General features: G+C 22.7%; 16 protein-coding genes. 12 read left to right on the plus strand and 4 right to left on the minus strand.

Features of this window, described 5'->3' with window-relative positions; genetic code table 11:
* Positions 1–21: 21 nt before the first annotated feature.
* A complete protein-coding gene (locus tag Q0087_RS08520; RefSeq protein WP_297899470.1) occupies positions 22–1,512 on the plus strand; it encodes a transglutaminase family protein in 1,491 nt (496 codons plus the stop codon).
* Positions 1,513–1,854: 342 nt separating this feature from the next.
* Complete coding sequence (locus Q0087_RS08525) at positions 1,855–2,319, plus strand: phosphopantetheine adenylyltransferase (protein WP_297899472.1); 465 nt, start codon at positions 1,855–1,857, stop codon at positions 2,317–2,319.
* Positions 2,320–2,408: 89 nt separating this feature from the next.
* On the opposite strand, the gene Q0087_RS08530 is transcribed toward Q0087_RS08525, so the two are convergent.
* Together Q0087_RS08530 and Q0087_RS08535 are read right to left on the minus strand one after the other, a co-directional pair.
* Entirely contained in the window at positions 2,409–2,603 is a 195-nt protein-coding gene (locus tag Q0087_RS08530) for a class III signal peptide-containing protein (protein ID WP_297899474.1), read from the minus strand.
* Positions 2,604–2,609: 6 nt separating this feature from the next.
* The gene (locus Q0087_RS08535; RefSeq protein WP_297899502.1) at positions 2,610–2,816 is read right to left on the minus strand and encodes a class III signal peptide-containing protein; all 207 of its coding nucleotides are present in this window, start codon (positions 2,814–2,816) and stop codon (positions 2,610–2,612) included.
* A 777-nt stretch (positions 2,817–3,593) separates the two neighbouring features.
* On the opposite strand from Q0087_RS08535, the gene Q0087_RS08540 reads away from it, so the two are divergent.
* The 5 genes from Q0087_RS08540 to Q0087_RS08560 all read left to right on the plus strand — a co-directional run bounded on the left by Q0087_RS08540 (position 3,594) and on the right by Q0087_RS08560 (position 8,213).
* A complete protein-coding gene (locus tag Q0087_RS08540; RefSeq protein WP_297899476.1) occupies positions 3,594–4,976 on the plus strand; it encodes a DUF308 domain-containing protein in 1,383 nt (460 codons plus the stop codon).
* Positions 4,977–5,213: 237 nt separating this feature from the next.
* Entirely contained in the window at positions 5,214–5,918 is a 705-nt protein-coding gene (locus Q0087_RS08545; RefSeq protein WP_297899477.1) for a metal-dependent hydrolase, read from the plus strand.
* Positions 5,919–6,752: 834 nt separating this feature from the next.
* On the plus strand, positions 6,753–7,367 hold the full coding sequence (locus Q0087_RS08550; protein WP_297899479.1) for an Era-like GTP-binding protein: 615 nt from the start codon (positions 6,753–6,755) through the stop codon (positions 7,365–7,367).
* A gap of 13 nt (positions 7,368–7,380) precedes the next feature.
* Positions 7,381–7,734, plus strand: coding sequence for a DUF2073 domain-containing protein (locus Q0087_RS08555; protein ID WP_297899481.1), 354 nt, complete (start codon positions 7,381–7,383; stop codon positions 7,732–7,734).
* Between the two features lie 134 nt (positions 7,735–7,868).
* Entirely contained in the window at positions 7,869–8,213 is a 345-nt protein-coding gene (locus Q0087_RS08560; RefSeq protein ID WP_297899483.1) for a Zn-ribbon containing protein, read from the plus strand.
* 153 nt (positions 8,214–8,366) lie between these two features.
* Here Q0087_RS08560 and Q0087_RS08565 read toward each other — a convergent pair whose 3' ends face one another.
* Complete coding sequence (locus Q0087_RS08565) at positions 8,367–8,912, minus strand: FumA C-terminus/TtdB family hydratase beta subunit (RefSeq protein WP_297899484.1); 546 nt, start codon at positions 8,910–8,912, stop codon at positions 8,367–8,369.
* A gap of 941 nt (positions 8,913–9,853) precedes the next feature.
* Here Q0087_RS08565 and Q0087_RS08570 point away from each other — a divergent pair.
* Positions 9,854–11,740, plus strand: coding sequence for a DUF2070 family protein (locus tag Q0087_RS08570; RefSeq protein WP_297899486.1), 1,887 nt, complete (start codon positions 9,854–9,856; stop codon positions 11,738–11,740).
* Positions 11,741–12,237: 497 nt separating this feature from the next.
* Here the strand turns inward: Q0087_RS08570 and Q0087_RS08575 are convergent, their stop codons facing one another.
* The gene (locus Q0087_RS08575; RefSeq protein ID WP_297899488.1) at positions 12,238–12,531 is read right to left on the minus strand and encodes a hypothetical protein; all 294 of its coding nucleotides are present in this window, start codon (positions 12,529–12,531) and stop codon (positions 12,238–12,240) included.
* 683 nt (positions 12,532–13,214) lie between these two features.
* On the opposite strand from Q0087_RS08575, the gene rqcH reads away from it, so the two are divergent.
* From rqcH to Q0087_RS08595, 4 genes are all read left to right on the plus strand, one after another.
* Positions 13,215–15,242: a ribosome rescue protein RqcH gene (rqcH, locus tag Q0087_RS08580; RefSeq protein WP_297899490.1), complete on the plus strand. Its 2,028-nt coding sequence runs from the start codon at positions 13,215–13,217 to the stop codon at positions 15,240–15,242.
* A 506-nt stretch (positions 15,243–15,748) separates the two neighbouring features.
* Entirely contained in the window at positions 15,749–16,378 is a 630-nt protein-coding gene (locus Q0087_RS08585; RefSeq protein ID WP_297899492.1) for a hypothetical protein, read from the plus strand.
* A 612-nt stretch (positions 16,379–16,990) separates the two neighbouring features.
* The gene (locus Q0087_RS08590; RefSeq protein ID WP_297899494.1) at positions 16,991–17,305 is read left to right on the plus strand and encodes a hypothetical protein; all 315 of its coding nucleotides are present in this window, start codon (positions 16,991–16,993) and stop codon (positions 17,303–17,305) included.
* Positions 17,306–17,713: 408 nt separating this feature from the next.
* Positions 17,714–18,211 (plus strand): TIGR00288 family NYN domain-containing protein, encoded by a 498-nt coding sequence (locus Q0087_RS08595; protein ID WP_297899496.1) that lies wholly within the window; start codon positions 17,714–17,716, stop codon positions 18,209–18,211.
* Positions 18,212–18,479: the final 268 nt, after the last annotated feature.

The raw sequence follows: 18,479 nt of genomic DNA on the forward strand, positions 1-18,479 counted from the left end.
AGTAAGACATTACTTATAGTAGTGTTATCGCTATTTTTCTTTTCAATAGGGGTAACATTTGCAAGTGATGTAGGCGATAATGAAAATATTAATTTTGAAGAAAAAAATTATTTAAAAAATTTTGATAATATAACAAATAGTGATTCAGGCACATCAGACCTTTTAGATTCAGATAATGGATTAGAATATATTAATAATTCTGAAAATTCTACTAATAATAATCTATTAAGTTCAAATACTAGTTCTGATAATTTAGACTCAAATATTATTTCTGATAATTCCGACTTGGATGTTAGTTCTGGTAATTTAGGCTTGAATGTTAGTTCTGACAATTTAGACTCAAATGGTAGTTTTTCTAGTGGAAATGTAATAAATACAAATTCATCTAGTAATATTAGTTCAAATAGTACTAATAATACTAATAATACTAATAAAGCTAATGAAACCATAAAATCTAGTTCAAATACAAAATTTGCTGCTGGTGGGGATGAAAGGCCAACTAAACTTTCTCAAAGTCAGATTTTAGCTGCTTCTGATTCAGTATATAAATATATCAAAAAATACAAAAAATTACCAAATTATGTTACTATTGCAGGATATAAATTTTCCATGCCAGAATTTTTATATTTAATGAGTGTAACAGTTTATTATAAGAATGCTAATAAAAATTCAGCTGTAACTCCTAAGTATGGGATTTCAAACCCATCAAAACCAACTGGAGTTTCTGTTAAAGGTAAATTAAGCAAAGCTCAATATTCTTCATATTCAAAAAGTATTATTAAGTTTATGAAAAAATACAATAAAGCACCAAATTATATATCAACTAAACTAGGAAAAATGCAATATCAAACAGCAATTTTTGGGCTTTCAATGTTACTTCAATGGAGTAATTCCCATGAATCAAAATTGCTAAAATCTCTATCAATATCTGTAGGTAAAAAAAATTCAATAAACAAGTATATTCCTAAGTATGTTAGATCTAGTTCATCTTCAACTACAGATTCAAGCAAAGAAAAAGTTCCTTCTAGTGTTTTAAATAGTAAATATAATGGAGAATCTTTAGCTAAATATTTAAATCCAAGTAAAAATTGCCAATCTACAAATTCAAAAATAAAAGCATTAGCTAAAAAACTCACTAGTGGTCACACTTCTCAATTATCTAAAGCAAAAGCAATATTCAACTGGGTTAGAGACAAAGTTTCTTATAGTTTCTATTACAATACAAAAAAAGGTGCTACTGGTACTTACAATTCTAGAACTGGAAATTGTGTAGATAAAACACATTTACTAATTGCATTACTCAGATCTTCTGGTATAGCGGCAAGATATGCTAATGGTCAAGCTAAATTTACTAGTGGTAATACTTATGGACATGTATGGGCTCAAGTACTTATAGGAGACACTTGGGTTGTTGCAGATACAACAAGCTCAAGGAATAGTTTTGGTGTTGTTAACAACTGGAAAGCAAGTACTGCTAAGGTTTATGGATACTATTCTTCAATAAGTTTCTAAGCTAAACTATAAAATCAATATTTAGTTGATTAAGGTTTATTCCTTAATCATTTTATTCATTTTTTTATAATTTTTAAATATCAATAATTTCTTTTTTTATTTATTTTATTATTATATATATTAATTAATCTGTCTTCTATTAATCAATTAATATCTAAATTTATTATTTTATTAATTTTATTTTTTTATATTACTATTTTTTGAATTTAAACTGTTTTTAATTATAATTTTAACTTTTTTAATTATAAATTAACAATAAATATATAAGTGTAAAAATAGAATAATTAATGTAAAATAATTAATTTTATACTTATTATTAATAAATACTTATTAAGGGGTTAAATGTCTGTAAAAAAACAATATAAAAAGATAGCTGTTGGTGGAACATTTGATAGGTTTCATAATGGTCATAGAAAATTATTAGAAGAAGCTTTTAAACATGGAGAATCTGTTGTTATTGGAGTAACTTCCAATGTATTTGCTGGTAAAAAGGGTAATATTGATTCTTGTGATAAAAGGATGGGAAATTTAAATGATTTTCTAGCTTCAAAACAAAATAATTTCCATATTGCAAGATTAGACGACTCTTATGGGTCTACAGTTTATGAACCTGATTTTGATGCTATTGTTGTAAGTGAAGAAACTGAACCAACTGCTATTGAAATTAATGAGATTCGTAAAAACAAAAAAATGGAACCTCTAGATATCATTGTTATTAGTTTTGTTTATGCTGAAGATGGAATTCCTATTTCTTCTACTAGAATAAGAAAAGGAGAAATAGATACTAAAGGCCATTTATTAATATAATACATTATTTTTATATTTTATCTTAGTATCATATTATTTTATTATCTTATTATATTATTTATATTATTATAATCTTATATTTTATATTCTTATATTTTTAATAGAATATTGTCTTTTACACCTTCTATAAGAGTTTTAAGGTTATTATTTATCGAATTTGAAATATTTAAAACATAACTACCTGCTAATATGACAATAACCAATACTGACCCTATTAATAATATTATTTCAACACTCCCTTGACCTTCTTCTTCTATATATATTTTATTTTTTATTTTAAACAAGCTCCTTTAAGTCGAGTTCATCAAATCTCTAACACTATTAACATCATTACTTGCATTTAAATCAGTTTGAGCAGTTGAAAAATAGCTTCTATATATCATTAGTGCGGCAATAGCTATTACTATGACTCCTCCAAATAATAATATATATTCTGCAGCTCCTTGCCCAGTATTTTCTTTTTGGATATTTTTTATTTCTAATTTTAAAAATTTAATTTTTTCATTTTTTGTCTGTAAATTAAGTTTTTTCAATATATTAATCTTATTTCCTTTAGTTTCTTTATTAAAATACTTATTAAAAAAATTCATATTATTTTTTCTCCATAAATTATTACTATATTATTTTTATCTTACAACTATATAATATTAACTATTTATAAAAAAGTATTACATTTTTACAATGGTTTTTTATACAAATTTTCTTGATTTAAACATCATATTTATAAAGAAAGTAAACTATAAATATTATATTATAGATTAGGGTTAGGATTATTAGGGTTATAACTAAAGTTCATTATAAAAAATTGTTATTTTCGCTTATTTATTAATCCAATAAAAAATCTACAAAATAAAATTATAAAATTTAGTTTAATTAGATAAATTGATTTAAATGATTTATTAATTGAATTAATTAATGGATATTATTTAAATTTGTTAAACATAAAATTAGTAACATAGATATTTAGAAATTTCAATAATTATAATAGTTATTTAATATTTATTTAATAATTGTCAATTTTTTTATTATATGTGGTTATTTGTATTTGCTTTGTGCCTTTAAAACATATTTAACAAATTTAAATATTATATCTTGATATTATCTTTTATATAATAAAATTATAATTTAGATAATTGATAAAAATTAATAAAAATTACTAAAAATAATAGAAATTGGATTTAAATATTATATTTAAATCTATTTCCATTACATTAATAGGGTCTTAAATAATATGCATTGGATTTTAAAAGGGATTTGCTGTAAGGTGGTTTTTGATGTCAAGTATAGTCAAAATATTTGGAGGCTTAGTCTTATTGGCTGCGGGGATAACTATAATTTATGAAAGTTCTATATATCATCTTATAGATATTTTTATTATTTTTGGAATTGTATTAGTTATCATCGGTGCTTATCTACTTATTTTATCATTTTTTGAAAGAGGAAAAATTTCTAATTTAAAAAATTTTCAGAAAAATAATAAAAAACCAAAAAGTGGAATTTTAGAGGGTAATATTAACAATAATGGCTCTGATAATAAGAATAATAAAAATCTCAACAAAGCAACTAAAAAAAATGCTTTAGCTAGTGCTTTGGAGAATAATTTATCTAATAATAAATTAGGGGCTATTGACACTGATAAAATAAAAAATAAAGTTAAAAATTCTTCTAAGAAGAAAAACCCCAAATCTGTACTAACACCAATAGATTCTAAACCTAATGAAAATAATAAAAAGTTTAGATTTACTCCGAATTATGAAAAACCTATGAAAGTAAATAGGAGACCAAAGAAAAAGAGTAAATTAAACTTAATAAATGAAGAAGAAAATTCTACTTTGAATGAGAATAAAAATAATTCTGAAGATAAAAATAAGTTTGAATCAGGAGGAATTAAGAAATCTGAAGCAGTAGCAAAAGCACTTGCGTCTGATGATTTCATAAGACCTATTCACAATGAATCTAATTTATATGAATCAAAAATTTCTAATCCAAATGACAAATTATATAATAAATTAGAAAATATTGAAAATAAAGATCACCTATCTAATATAAATGATATTAAAGATATAGATGATTTGGGAAATATAAAAAATATAAATAATATTGATAATATTGATAATATAAAGAATATTAGTGAGTTAAATACTGTTGATGAAGATTTAAATAATATTGATGGCGATTTAAGTAAAAAAATTTCTAATAATGAAAGCTTTTCTAAATTCTCAAGAAGTTATGTTGTTTGCTCTAAAGGTGCTATGACTTCTAAAGAAGCTTTTGAAGAGTTAGCTAAAAAAGCTAAAAAAGAAATGCTATTAAAAATAAATTCAATTAAAGATATTGATGATGATAAATTTTTATCAAAACTTTCATCATTGAATGTAAAAATAATTATTCAAGAATTTGATATTAAAAATATGTCGCATGTTCTTTTAATCACATCTCTTCTTGAACAAGGAATTGAAATAAAAACTTTATCTTCAATAGATACTATTAATTTGATAGCTGATGAATCTAATGCATTAGTTATTTATGATAATAATAAAGAGGATTTGGATGTTGGTGCTGTTTACAATGATTCAAAATCTATTTCTAAAATCAAATCAATGTTTGAAAAATCTTGGGAAATAGCAAATAATTTGAAAATTAATAATCTTAATTAGCTTTAAATAAATTTTATATAAATGAATTTTATTAAATCAATTTTATTAAATAATTTTTAATAAATTATTTTTAAATATACTTAATTATAATTTTTTCATAAATATAATCAATAAATAATTTTTTCATAAATATAATCAATAAATAATTTTTTTTATTGAAGTATAATTAATTAATAATTTTTTATTAGATTGAAATATGATTAATATAATTATCATAATTATAAAAGAAGTGGTTAAATGGTAGAAATTACATGGTTAGGGCACTCTGCTTTTGAAATACTCTCAGACAAGAAAATTAAAATATTAATAGATCCTTTTATAAGTAATAATCCTTCATGCAATATCCCTGTTGAGGAAATTGATGCAGATTTGATTTTATTAACTCATGGCCATTCAGACCATTTTGGGGATGCTATGGAAATAGCTAATAGAACTGGTGCAAAAATTATTGGAAACCATGAAGTGGCTTTATTTTTATCACAACAAGGATTAGAAGCTGTTGGAATGAACATCGGAGGATCGATATTTATTCATGATATAAAGATTACAATGCTTGATGCAAGACATTCTTCAACAATTGATTTTCTAGAAGAGATTGTACCTGGTGGTTGTGCTACTAGTTTCCTTATTACTTCTGAAGAAGGAACTAAAATATTTCATGCAGGAGACACTGGTCTTTTTGGTGATATGGAAAAGGTTATTGGCGATATTTATAAACCAGATATTGCTCTACTCCCAATTGGTGATAAATTTACTATGGGTCCTTTTGAAGCGTCTATTGCAACAAAGTGGATTTCACCAGATGTTGTGATTCCAATGCATTATAATACTTTTCCAATAATTGAACAAGATACATCTATATTTGCTAACTTTGTAATGCAAATGACTCCTAAAATACAAACTGTTGTTTTAAATTCTGGAGAAAGTTTCAAATTTCATTAATAAAACAAAAAAATATTAAATAAAAAATTAAGATATTAAAATAGTTTTGATTTAATATATCTCTTATTAAAAATTTGATTTATCTTATATAATTTAATTAATTTATCTTATATAATTTAATTAATTTATCTTATATAATTTAAATTACCTTATTTATCTTATCTAATTTAAATTAACTAATTTATCTTATATAATTTAAATTAGTTAACTTAAATTAGTTAACTTAAATTATTTAATTTAAATTTAAACAATAATTTAAAATATTTGATTCATCAAAAATATCTGATTTATATAATTTAAATAAAAAGATGTCATTTGAATATTTTAATTTTTGATATTATTTAATGAATTTATAATTTAATTATGAATTCTGTTTTACTGTAAATAATATAAAAAATAGGATTGAAATTATAAAACTATATGCATATATAAATAGTATAATGTTGTAATTATTATTAATATATGTTTTAATAATATTATTTTCTTTAAAATATTTTTTAAAGTTTTATAATTTTTACTAAAATATATTTATTATAAAAATTAATATTATCAATAGAATCTATTAATTAGAAATTTATAGTTAAAAATAATCAGAAATTTATAATTAAAAATTTATTTTATTAATTAAAAATTTTCTTTGTTAATACAAGATTTTATTTATTATATCTTATTCATTGGATATTATTCATTAATTCATTTGTTAGATAGTTATTAGCTAAATAATTAGTTGGATGATATTCATAATTTCATTATTCTTATATTATTCATAACTTCATTAGTTAAATATTTATTCATTGGAATTTCATTAATTCATTATTTATTCTGAGTGATAAAATGGGTTTACTTGATTTTATAAAAAATTTATTTAAAAGGAATAAAAAAGTTAGTATAGGTCTTTATGGACATCCAAACTCTGGTAAAACAACATTAGCTAATCAAATAGCTAAAGATTGGATGGGAAAAGATATTGGATCAGCTTCTAATATTCCGCATGAAACTAGAACTGTTTTAAAACAAGAGAAAGTAGTTATTAAGGATGGAGAAAATGAATTAGATTTTGATATAATTGATACTCCTGGTATAGCTACTAAAATTGATTATCAAAACTTTTTAGAGTTTGGATTAGAGGAAGATGAAGCAAAAAGTAGGGCAAAAGAGGCAACTAAAGGAATCATTGAAGCAATAAAATGGTTAGATGATGTTACAGGAGTTCTTCTTGTTGTTGATGCTACAACTGATCCTTTAACACAAACTAACATAACTATAATTGGTAATTTGGAAGCAAGGAATATCCCCTTCATTGTGGTAGCTAATAAAATTGATATGGAAGATGCTAATCCTGATAAGATTGTTTCAGTTTTCCCACAGCACACTGTTATTCCTATTTCTGCTTTAAACGGAGATAAAATAGAAGAACTTTATAAAGCAATGTTTAATAAGTTCAATTAGGGGAGTGTATAAAATGGAAGGACTAAAAATGGATTTCATATCCTCCGAAGCTCTTGAAAATGCTACAAGCATGGAAAAAATATATATGATTATTGATAAAGTTAAAAATGGGGCTGTTGTTGTTATGGAAGGAGGTTTAACTCCTTCTGAAAGAGCAGAACTTATTGAAACCACTATGAGGGAAATTGATATAGAAAATTTTGTAGGTATAGATGTTCACACTTTAGAAAAAGATTCTGCCTCATTTTTTGGCTTATCAAAAAAGAGAACTGTTGTTATAACTATCATTGGACCTGCAAATGTAATGAAAACTGTTAAAAAACAGTCTAATCTTTTATCTATGGTGGCAGATCTTGGAAGTAGCTGATAAATTTTGTTTACTAACTTTTAATTTAATTTAATTTAATATGCATTTGAATTATTGGATGTTTATTATTAATTAAACTCTTCAGATAATAAAATTTAGCTATTAATTTTTATTTTTTCATAATGGTGGTATATTTGAATATATGTAGTAAATGTGGAACAGAGCTAAAAGGCGATGATTTATTAAAAGGTTGCCCAAAATGTGGGAGCAAACTTTTCAAATTCGTCAATACTAAAGCTATTGAGGAAAAAAAACGCAGAGAAAAAGAAGAAAAGGAAAATCCTGCACCTGAAGAAAAAATAAGTATTGATAAAAATTCTGTTGAAAGTATAAAAGTTGAAGATAAAGGGGTTTATGAAGTAAATCTTCATCATATTTTGGAAGGAGAAACTGATGTTTTTTCTGATAAAGAGGGCAATTATGCTATTGATATAAATTCTCTTTTAAGAAAGAATAGAAAAGGGGATAAAAAAGATTAATAATTTTTTTATTTTTTTTACAAATTTATAATTATAAATATATTTTAAATTCCTTTTTTGTTTATTTTATAATATTTATAGATTTAGAGAATTAGGAATATATTTTAAATTCCTATTTTGTTTATTTTATAAATATTAATAATATTCTTATTTTTAAAACTTTTTTTGTTTATCGAAAAGACTATCTCCATGTGAGTCCATAGCTACAATAAGAGGGCCAAAATTTTCAACTTCTAGTTCCCAAATTGCTTCTGGCATTCCTAAATCAAGCCAATGAACATCAGATATATTTTTTATTGAATCAACATAAAGTGCAGCACACCCTCCAACAGCTACAAGATATACAGCACCTTCTTTTTCAAGGGCTTCTTTGACTGTATCATCCATTCCACCTTTTCCAATTATGATTTTTGAACCCATTTCAATTACTTCTTTTTCATAAGGGTTCATTCTCATACTTGTTGTTGGTCCTATAGCAACTATTTTAAATCCTGATTCTTTATCTCCTGTAATTATGGGTCCTGCATGGAATATTGCAGATCCTTCAATATTACATGGTATTTTATCTTTTCCTTGTTCAATCATCCTTTTATGGGCTTGATCCCTAGCTGTAAGGATTTTTCCACTGATAGTAACTACATCTCCAGCTTTTAAATCATTTATATCATTTGAACTCACAGGGGTAAGTAATTCTTTCAAAAAATCACCTATTGTTAATAATGTTTTCACTATAACTATTTATTAATAATAATTTTTTATAAAATAATTTTAATAATTATTTTCTATAAATAATTTTTTCATAAAATATTTTTTCATAAATTTTCTTAATTATTTTTTAATAAAAGTTTTATATGTATTCTAAAGTTTGCTTATAATTAAAATTTTGTTTTTAGTATATATGCTGTTTTTTATTAGATTATTATTTGTTGATTTTTTAATAATCAGTTTATATTTTAATTACTTTCTCATCTTTTCTTTATTATTTATCCTATATTAATTTTTATATTAAAAATTGACATAATGTTATTTTTAAGAACTGTTAAATATCTTATGGACCTAATATAATTTTAGTATATAAATTTCATAATTTTCAGTAAAATTATACTAGTAAAAAGTATAAATTTAAAGTGTCATTTTGAATAGAATTTTAAAAATAATAATTAAAAAATTATATTTTTAAAGTATGATCTTTAAAGAGGATAATTTAAAAATTATAATATTTAAAAGAATAAATCATAAAGTATATTTTTAATAGTATATTTTTTTAGGAGTATATTTTTAATAGTATATTTTTAGGATTATATTTTTAAAAAATATATATTAATGAATTAATATATAAATTAATATTAATTTATATTTAAATATATTAAATAATCCTTCAAGATTGGGATAATATTTTGAAAGTTAAATAACAATTTAAATTGGAATGTTATTTAAATTTTGAAAATGTTATTTAAATTATTAAATTATATTTTATTAATATTAAAAATATGTTATTAATATTAAGGCTTATATTTTAAAATTATAATGTATTATGTAATATTTAATTATTTCATTGATATTAAATATTTTCTTATATTAAAAATTTAATGAAATTGTCTATCTATTGCTTTGATCTAAAATGAAGTTAGGTGTAATTAATGTCAAGTATGAGTAATGTAGCAGGTTTATCAAAGTATATTAGAACATTTCCTAGCACTAAAATATCCATATTTTCAATGATATTTATAAGTTTCATATCTGGAGTATTGATTTTTTTTATAGACCCTTCTATAAATTTAACCATTCTTGAAAAAATATTTTATGGTGGGGCTTTTGGTTTTGGAGCTTTTGGTATTAGCTCTATTATTGGAGGAGCTTTAAGTCAACAGCTAATAACCTCCATGAAAGGTATCAACTTAAAAACGAAACATTCAATGCTTTTAGCATTGATGTCAATGGTTTTAGTTGTTTTAATTGCAATTATAGGGACTATAATATCTTCAATTTTTCATATAGAACTTTTAACTAACTCTGTTTTATTTGGGTGTGTACTTGTATTTGCTTTTTTAATATTTGTTTTTTGGAGTACTTCTTCTATAGGTCTTCTTAAATCAGCTATTGTGGCATGTTTGCAACCATTATTAATATTAGCTATGTTGATTGTGGTATTTTTCCTTGGAAATGCAGATAAAGTATTTGAATTCGGTTTTTTATCTCTAATTATAAAAGTTATTGTTGCAAATATAGTTTTTTTATTAGCTATTTATTCCTTTGTTGCAGTAATTGAATCTCCAATGAGAAAAAATTTGGGTATTGGTCTTTTAGACTTAGTAAGTCTATTTATATCTCATCTTAGTGATGGTAGTGGATCTCTTGAAAAGATATTTGAAGATATTGGAGAACCAATTGATACATTAGTAGGTATAGTTAGTTTTAAAAGAAAGAATGAAATGCCAAATAATGATGAAATAACTGATTTAGGAAATCAAAATATTGGAAATAATATTAAATCTCTTTTCATTAGTCCTTGTGTTCATCCTGGTCCAATTGGGAGTATTGGTGGTTCTAATATGCCAACAATCCTTGCAAGCAGATTTGATAATTTCACAATGGTTGCTCATGGACCTTCTACTCATGATTTCAATCCTGTTTCTCAAAAAGAGATTAATAAAATTGAAAATACAGTTAAAAATGCTTTAAAAAATATTGATTATGGGGATAAAGCTAGTAAATTTTTAAGATATTGTGAAGCCAATGCTAAAGTAGGTGTTCAATTTTTTAATGATAGTATGGTTATTTTAAGTACTTTTGCACCTTTTGGTAGTGATGATATTGAATTTGGTGTAGGTTTATCATTAATGAGTCAAAGTAAGAAACATTGTAATGTTAAGAATAGTATTGTTGTTGATTGCCATAATTCTTTCAATGAGGAAAAAGGTAGGGTTTTACCTGGAAATCCAGAGGTATTTCAACTTTTAGATGCAATTGATAAAGTTAAGTGTCCTGATACTGAAAAAGGAATTAAAATAGGGTGTTCAGAAAATTTAATGGAAGATTTGGATAAGAATAATGGTGTTGGTGAAAGTGGCCTTAAATTAATGATAATTGACACTCAAAACCAAAAAACTGCTTATATTCTCTTAGATTCAAATAACATGGAAATAGGTTTTAGAGAGGAAATCATAAAAGCTATTCAATCTGATGAAGAGTTACCTATAGATGAAATTGAAGTGATGACTACTGACACTCACTTTGTAAATACATTATCAAATGGTTATAATCCAGTTGGCCTTACAAAAAGAGATGAAATAATTAAACATATTAAATCTGGCCTTAAAGATGCTCTAAATGATTTAGAACCTGTAGAAGTAGGATGTTCTGTGGAGCGGATTGTTGGACTCAATACCTTTGGACCTAATAATTCTGTTGAACTTGTTTCAACTATTAGTTCAATTGTTGCAGTTAGTAAAATAATGGCCCCAATTATATTTATATTGGCAATATTATTTGTTTTTGTTTGGATTTTTTATTTGCCGGGAATTTAGATTTAAATTAAAAAATTTTCATCTAAATATTTTTTATTAAACAAATTTTCATCTAAATATTTTTTATTAAACAAATTTTTATTTTAAAAAATTTTTATTTAGTACAATTTTTATTTAAATACCATTTTTAAATAAATTGAAAACTAAATACAAATAAATTATTGATTTAGGAGTATAAATTAGTATTGATATATCAATGCATATATAATATAAATTTAGCATTAATATTTTTTTAAAATAACAAAAAACTAGTTTTAAAACACATGTAGAACATATAAAATTTTTAGAATAGATATAAAAGATAGATAAGATAGAAAATCTAAAATATCTATAAAAACTAAAAATAACAAAAATTGAATAAAAATAGATTAAAAATAGATTAAAAATATTTTTAGAAAAATATTAAAAATATTTTTTATTTTTAAATTTGTAAAAATAGGAAAATTTTAGAAATAAAAATAAAATTTAAGTAATTAACTAAAAATTAGATATATATTTTAGAAAATTACTGGTGCATAATTTATTATAAGGGTCCAGACTACAAACCATGCAAATATAAATGGAACTATTCCATCCCATAACCATTTTGTAAATCCTTCTTGCTTTCCAAACAACCTATCACATAGTTGGCCCATTGCATAAAGTATGATTATTCCAATTACTCCAGCAACTAGCTGATTTTGCCCAATTCCAGGTATCATTCCTAAACTCATTAAAGAAGTTATGTAACCTGTGATTATTGCAGCTACAAGGTGTATTGAGGTGATTTTAACACTAGTATCTATCTCCATTAATTTTCCTCCATAAATAAAAATTATATAATGATATTTTATTATATAAATAATATATGTAATAGATAATTGTCATAAAATTATAAATATTATCAGATATTATTAAATATGTAGCTAATAATTATAAATTTATTCCTTTAAAAACTTATCTAAAGATTTCTATAATTATTTATTTTAATTTTTTATAAATTTTTTAAAACTTTTTATAAACTATTTTAAAATTTTATAAATTTTTCATAAAATCAAATTATTACTAAATTTAAAATAATAATTTATAGTTTAGTTTATTGATTATTTTCAGTAGGTATTTAATCATTAAATCATCTTAAATTATATATGAATTATAATATGGTTATAATGTATATTTAATCTATATTTTTTAATATTAGATTTGTTGTATAAACTTAGTTAAACATAGTATTAATTATTTTAATATATTATTTTAGAATAAGTTTAAGTTCATTCAAGTTCAATATTAATTTTATATATACTATTCAATACTAATATTATTATTAATATTATATTTATTATTATCTTAATTATTATCTTTATTATTATATTTATTATTATTATTATTATTATTTTAGAATAATATCGTGCTACAAAATTATTTTATTAATGCATAAATTAAATTTAATTAATTTTATTTATTTATCCATATTATTGGTTTAAAAGGTTTTAAAATGAAAACAATGTCAAATGTAGATATTAATGCTATATGTTATGAATTGAATGAACTTTTAAATGGTGCGAGAGTAGATAAATCATTTCAACCTACTAAAGACACTGTTATTATGAGATTTCATGTAAAAGGGACTGGACGGATTGATGTTGTATTTCAAGCAGGTGTAAGAATTCACACTACTCAATATCCTTTAGATAACCCAAAAATGCCTCCTTCTTTTCCAATGGTTCTTAGAAAACATCTGAAAGGCGCTAATGTCATTTCTATAAAACAACATAATTTTGATCGTGTTGTTGAAATAAAAATCAAAAAGGAAAAAGTTTACACTCTAATAATAGAACTATTTTCTAAGGGTAATATAATATTACTTGATGAAGAAGATAATATTATCATCCCTTTAAAGAGAAAACAGTGGAGTGATCGGGATATTAGCTCTAAGAAAGAATATAAATTCCCTCCAAAAAGGGGAATAAATCCACTTGAATTGAAAAAAGAAGAGCTAAATGAAGTATTTAAAGAATCGAGTACAGATTTAATAAGAACATTGGCTAGAAGTGGTTTGGGTGGAGTGTATTCTGAAGAAATTGTTTTAAGGTCAGGTATTGATAAAAAAGCTTCTGCTTCTAAATTAAGTGATGATGAAATAAAAAATATTTATAATATTATTCTGGACATATTTGATCCTTTAAAAGATCATAATATTTCTCCTAATATCGTTTTAAAAGATCAAAATATCTCTGAAAGTAGTATTTCTGAAAAAATTTCTAGTAATATTAATAAACCAAAAGAAGATGTCCTACCTCTTGAACTTAAGCTTTATGAAGATAATAATGAATATAAAAAGGAACATTTCGGCACTTTTAATGAGGCTGCTGATGAATTCTTTTCAAAAAGAGTTAAAAATGAAATTAAAGGGGTTCAAGAATCTATATGGGCTAAAAAAGTTGGAAAATATGAAAAAAGACTCAAAATTCAGAATGAAACATTAGAAGGTTTTAAAAAAACAATAGAAATTTCTAAAGAAAAAGGTGATCTTTTATATGCATATTATTCTCAAATTGAAAATCTTCTAAATGTTATTCAAAATGCAAGGGCTAAAGAATATTCTTGGAAAGAAATTGCTAAAACATTAAAGGATGCTAAAAAATCAGGGATGGATGAAGCTCAAATATTAGAGTCTATGGATAAATTAGGTAATTTGATTTTGGATATTAATGGTAAAATGATTTCTATTGACTCAAAAATAACCATTCCTGAAAATGCTGAAGTTTATTATGAGAAAGCTAAAAAAGCTAAAAGGAAAATTGAAGGAGCATTAATAGCTATTAAAAACACAGAAAAACAACTTAAGAAAATGGAGGATAAAAGGGACATAGCAATGGAAAATGTTATGCTTCCTCAAAAAAGGGTTAAAAAGAAACTTAATTGGTATGAAAAGTTAAGATGGTTTGTTTCTTCAGATAATTTTCTTGTTATTGGTGGGCGTGATGCAAATACTAATGAAGCGGTTGTTAAAAAATATTTAGATAATAATGACATTTATCTTCATTCTGATATACATGGTGCATCTTCTGTTGTAATAAAAACAGAAGGTAATGATGTAAATGATAATACTCTTAAAGAATCTGCAATATTTGCAGCTTCATTTTCAAGTGCATGGTCAAAGAATTATGGAACTCAGGATGTTTATTGGGTTAATCCAGAACAAGTATCAAAGACTCCAGAATCTGGGGAATTTGTAGCTAAAGGTTCTTTTATAATTCGAGGAAATAGAAACCATATTCGCGGAGTTAATCTGAAGATTGCTGTTGGAATTGTTGATTATGAGGGAAAAAGAATCATGGCTGGTCCAATTGATGCTTTGAAAGCCCATACAGATAATTATGTTGTAATAAAACCAGGTTATACAAAAAAAGAAGCAATAGCTAAAAAAATTCTACATAAGATTAATAAAGAGGATATAATTAGCTTAGATGATGTTGTGAGAGTTTTACCTTCTGGTAAATGTGATATTGTAGATTTATAATCTGTGTATATTATAATATATATTTAATCAATTGTATTATATTAAATTGTATAATAAATAATAAATAATAATAATAATAATAATAAGTATATTATTTAATATAATCATTTTTTCTATTAATTTAATTTTCTATTAATTTAATTTTTTATTAGTTTAATTTTTTATTAGTTTATTTTTTTATTAATTTATTTTTAATTTTCTTTTATTTTTTCATGATTTTTAAGTTTATTAATCATATTTTAAGATTTTTAATTTTTAAAAATAAACTATTTTTTTGTTTTGATTTTATTATATTTTATATACAAGCAGATACAAAATATTATACAACTAATCATGATAATATATACATTTAGTTAAATATATGATTAAAGGATTATTAAAAATAATTACATTTTGGAATAATAAAATTTTGGGGTGTAAATATATTTCGAAAAAAAGATGATGATAGAATAGATGATAATGTATATTCTGGTAAAAAAGGAAGTAAAAGTATTATTCCTGCATTATTGATAATTTTAGTTGTTTTGGTTGTAGGTATTGCTTCATTATCAATTTTAATGCCAGGTATTTTTGATCCAATTACTGATAAATTTTCGAATAATTCTCATAATGATTCAAACACATCAAAACATACAGCTGTTAAAAAAACTTCAGACATTAAAATCGAACCTAAAGAAGGATATTCTGAAATAACTATTAATGGAATGAAAGGATTTATTAAATCGGATTATAATAATTTTGTCATTGTCAATAATAAAACTAAATATAATGGCCTTGATGGTTATTTGAATTTAACTGCTAATAAATCAGTAGATTTTGTTGATTATAATAGTTTTTCCCAACTTGTTGCAAAAAATGGTTCTTTCTCTATTGTGGTAACAAATGACTCTAATATTGAAAACCCTTTAAATAGGATTAATTCTGAATATGCAGCTAATAATGTGAATAATGATACAAATATAATGTTGATGGGTAATAATCTAAGAATAATTAATTATAATGACTATTCTACTCAAAATTTCACTGGTGAAATGACTTGGGCCTATTTCACTGTTAATGGAAAAGATGTTGCTATAGGGTGGCAAGGAGATAATTTAGACATGTATGTTATTGAAAGTTTCTTTAAATTAAATTAAACTTTCATTTTTTTATAAACAATCTAATAAATAATATTTTTATTTTATTAAAATATTTTATTAAAAAATATTATTTATTTAATTAATATCTTTTTTATTTGTCATTAATTATCATTTAATATTATTTCTACTAATTCTTTAATTCTTATATTATCTTATTTGAAAAAAACTTATATTAAAAATATTTCCTACTATTAAAAGGTTTTTATAAAAAATTTCTATAAACATTTATATACTATTATAAGATTAAATAATACTACTTCATTTAATAATTTCTAACTTTAAAAGTTAGCTATATTAAATTTTTAGTGGATATGAATGTTTAGTTTATAATATATTTTTTAATTTGTAATGATTTTTTAATTTCTACATGATTTTTTAATGTGTTATGTTATAAAATTTATGTAAATTTAAAATTGGTATATATTAAAATATAAAAATTTATAAGTAAAAAAATCATATTTAAAATTTAATAGTTTATATAAAATTTAATAGTTTATATGACTTTAATAATTAATAATTCAATAATTTAGGGTGAAAATGCTTTAATTATTATTTAATATATTGTTTAATTTATAATATATTTTTAAATTAGTTTATAAGGGTGATATTATGGCAGATATTACAGAAGCTGCAGAAAAAAAATTGAAATCAAGAATTAGAAAATTTAAAAAAGTTGCAAAAGATGAAAATGAAAAAGAAAAATTCTTTGATCAATTAGGAGCATCAGTAGAAATATTTCTACCTACTAAAGACCCAGAGAAGCAAGGGGACAGTATAATATTTTATACTACTGCTGAAGGTAAAATAATTGATGCAGAATATTCATATAATGAAGGGGAAGAGAATTTTACTTCTTTGCCTATTTCTGACAAAGATTTAAATGTTTTAACCGAAATATTCAAAGCAAATTTCAAATTAGATTAAAATATTCTTATAATTTAATTATTTTATTTATTAACTTAAATTTTTATTTTTCATTGTTTTTAAATCGGTTTTAATAGTTAAATTATTTTTATTAGCTATTTAAACTCATTATTCTTTATTTTATTATATTAAACTTCTTAATCAACTTTTTCATATAATTTTTAAAATTCTATATTTACTAATATTATTTGTTATTTTATGGTTTAAATTATTTTATATTGCTTATTATACATTTATTTTCCTATTTAAATTATATTTATCTTTAATTTTTCATTTTACTTATTTTAATAATTATTTTTAAATTTTTATAAAAAATATATATATTATGTAAAAGAAATATAGTAATACAAGAATATTGTGGTGTAAAAATACATTATCAAAAATATCTGAAAAATCTGTTGGTTATTTATGAGAAAATTTGAAAAATTAGCTTCACTAAATCGCTATATGCCTCTTAAAAAAAAGGGTAATGAAGAAAGTAACATTGGTTTGTTAGTTGATGGTCCTAATATACTTAGGAAAGAATTTGATTTAGATTTAAAAGTTATAAAGGATTTAATGGATATTTCAGGAGATTTGAGAATAGCTAAAGTCCTCTTTAATCAATATGCTTCAGATAAACTAATAGAAGCTGTTGTAAACCAGGGTTTTACTCCTTTAGTTGTTGCGGGAGATACAGATGTTCACATGGCAATTGAAGCAATGGAATTAATTTATAATCCCAACATCGATATAATAGCATTAATGACACGGGATGCTGATTTTTTACCTATAATAAATAAAGCAAAAGAGAATGGTAAAGAAACAATTGTTATTGGGGTGGATTATGGATTTTCAATAGCTTTAAAAAATTCTTGTGATAAATGTATTATTCTTTCAACAGAAGGTGATGTTTTAGAAAGTTAATATGATTTTATAGTTCTTTAAAATCTAATGTTCCTTTCTTAAATGCTTTAAACATGTTTATTTTTATAAATTTTATGAAAAGTCTACATATTCTTAATTTTGGCATTTTAAACTTTCAAAATTATTTATTTTTATTACTATTAATATTTTCTATTTTAATTTTTATAATTAATAATTCTTATACTACTTTATATTTAAATAGCTATTAAACCCATATTATAATTTATTTATAATGTTTAGTTTTATAAAATAATTAATAAATATTAAA

Source organism: uncultured Methanobrevibacter sp. (assembly GCF_937881195.1).
In the GTDB taxonomy this organism is placed as follows: Archaea; Methanobacteriota; Methanobacteria; order Methanobacteriales; family Methanobacteriaceae; genus Methanobinarius.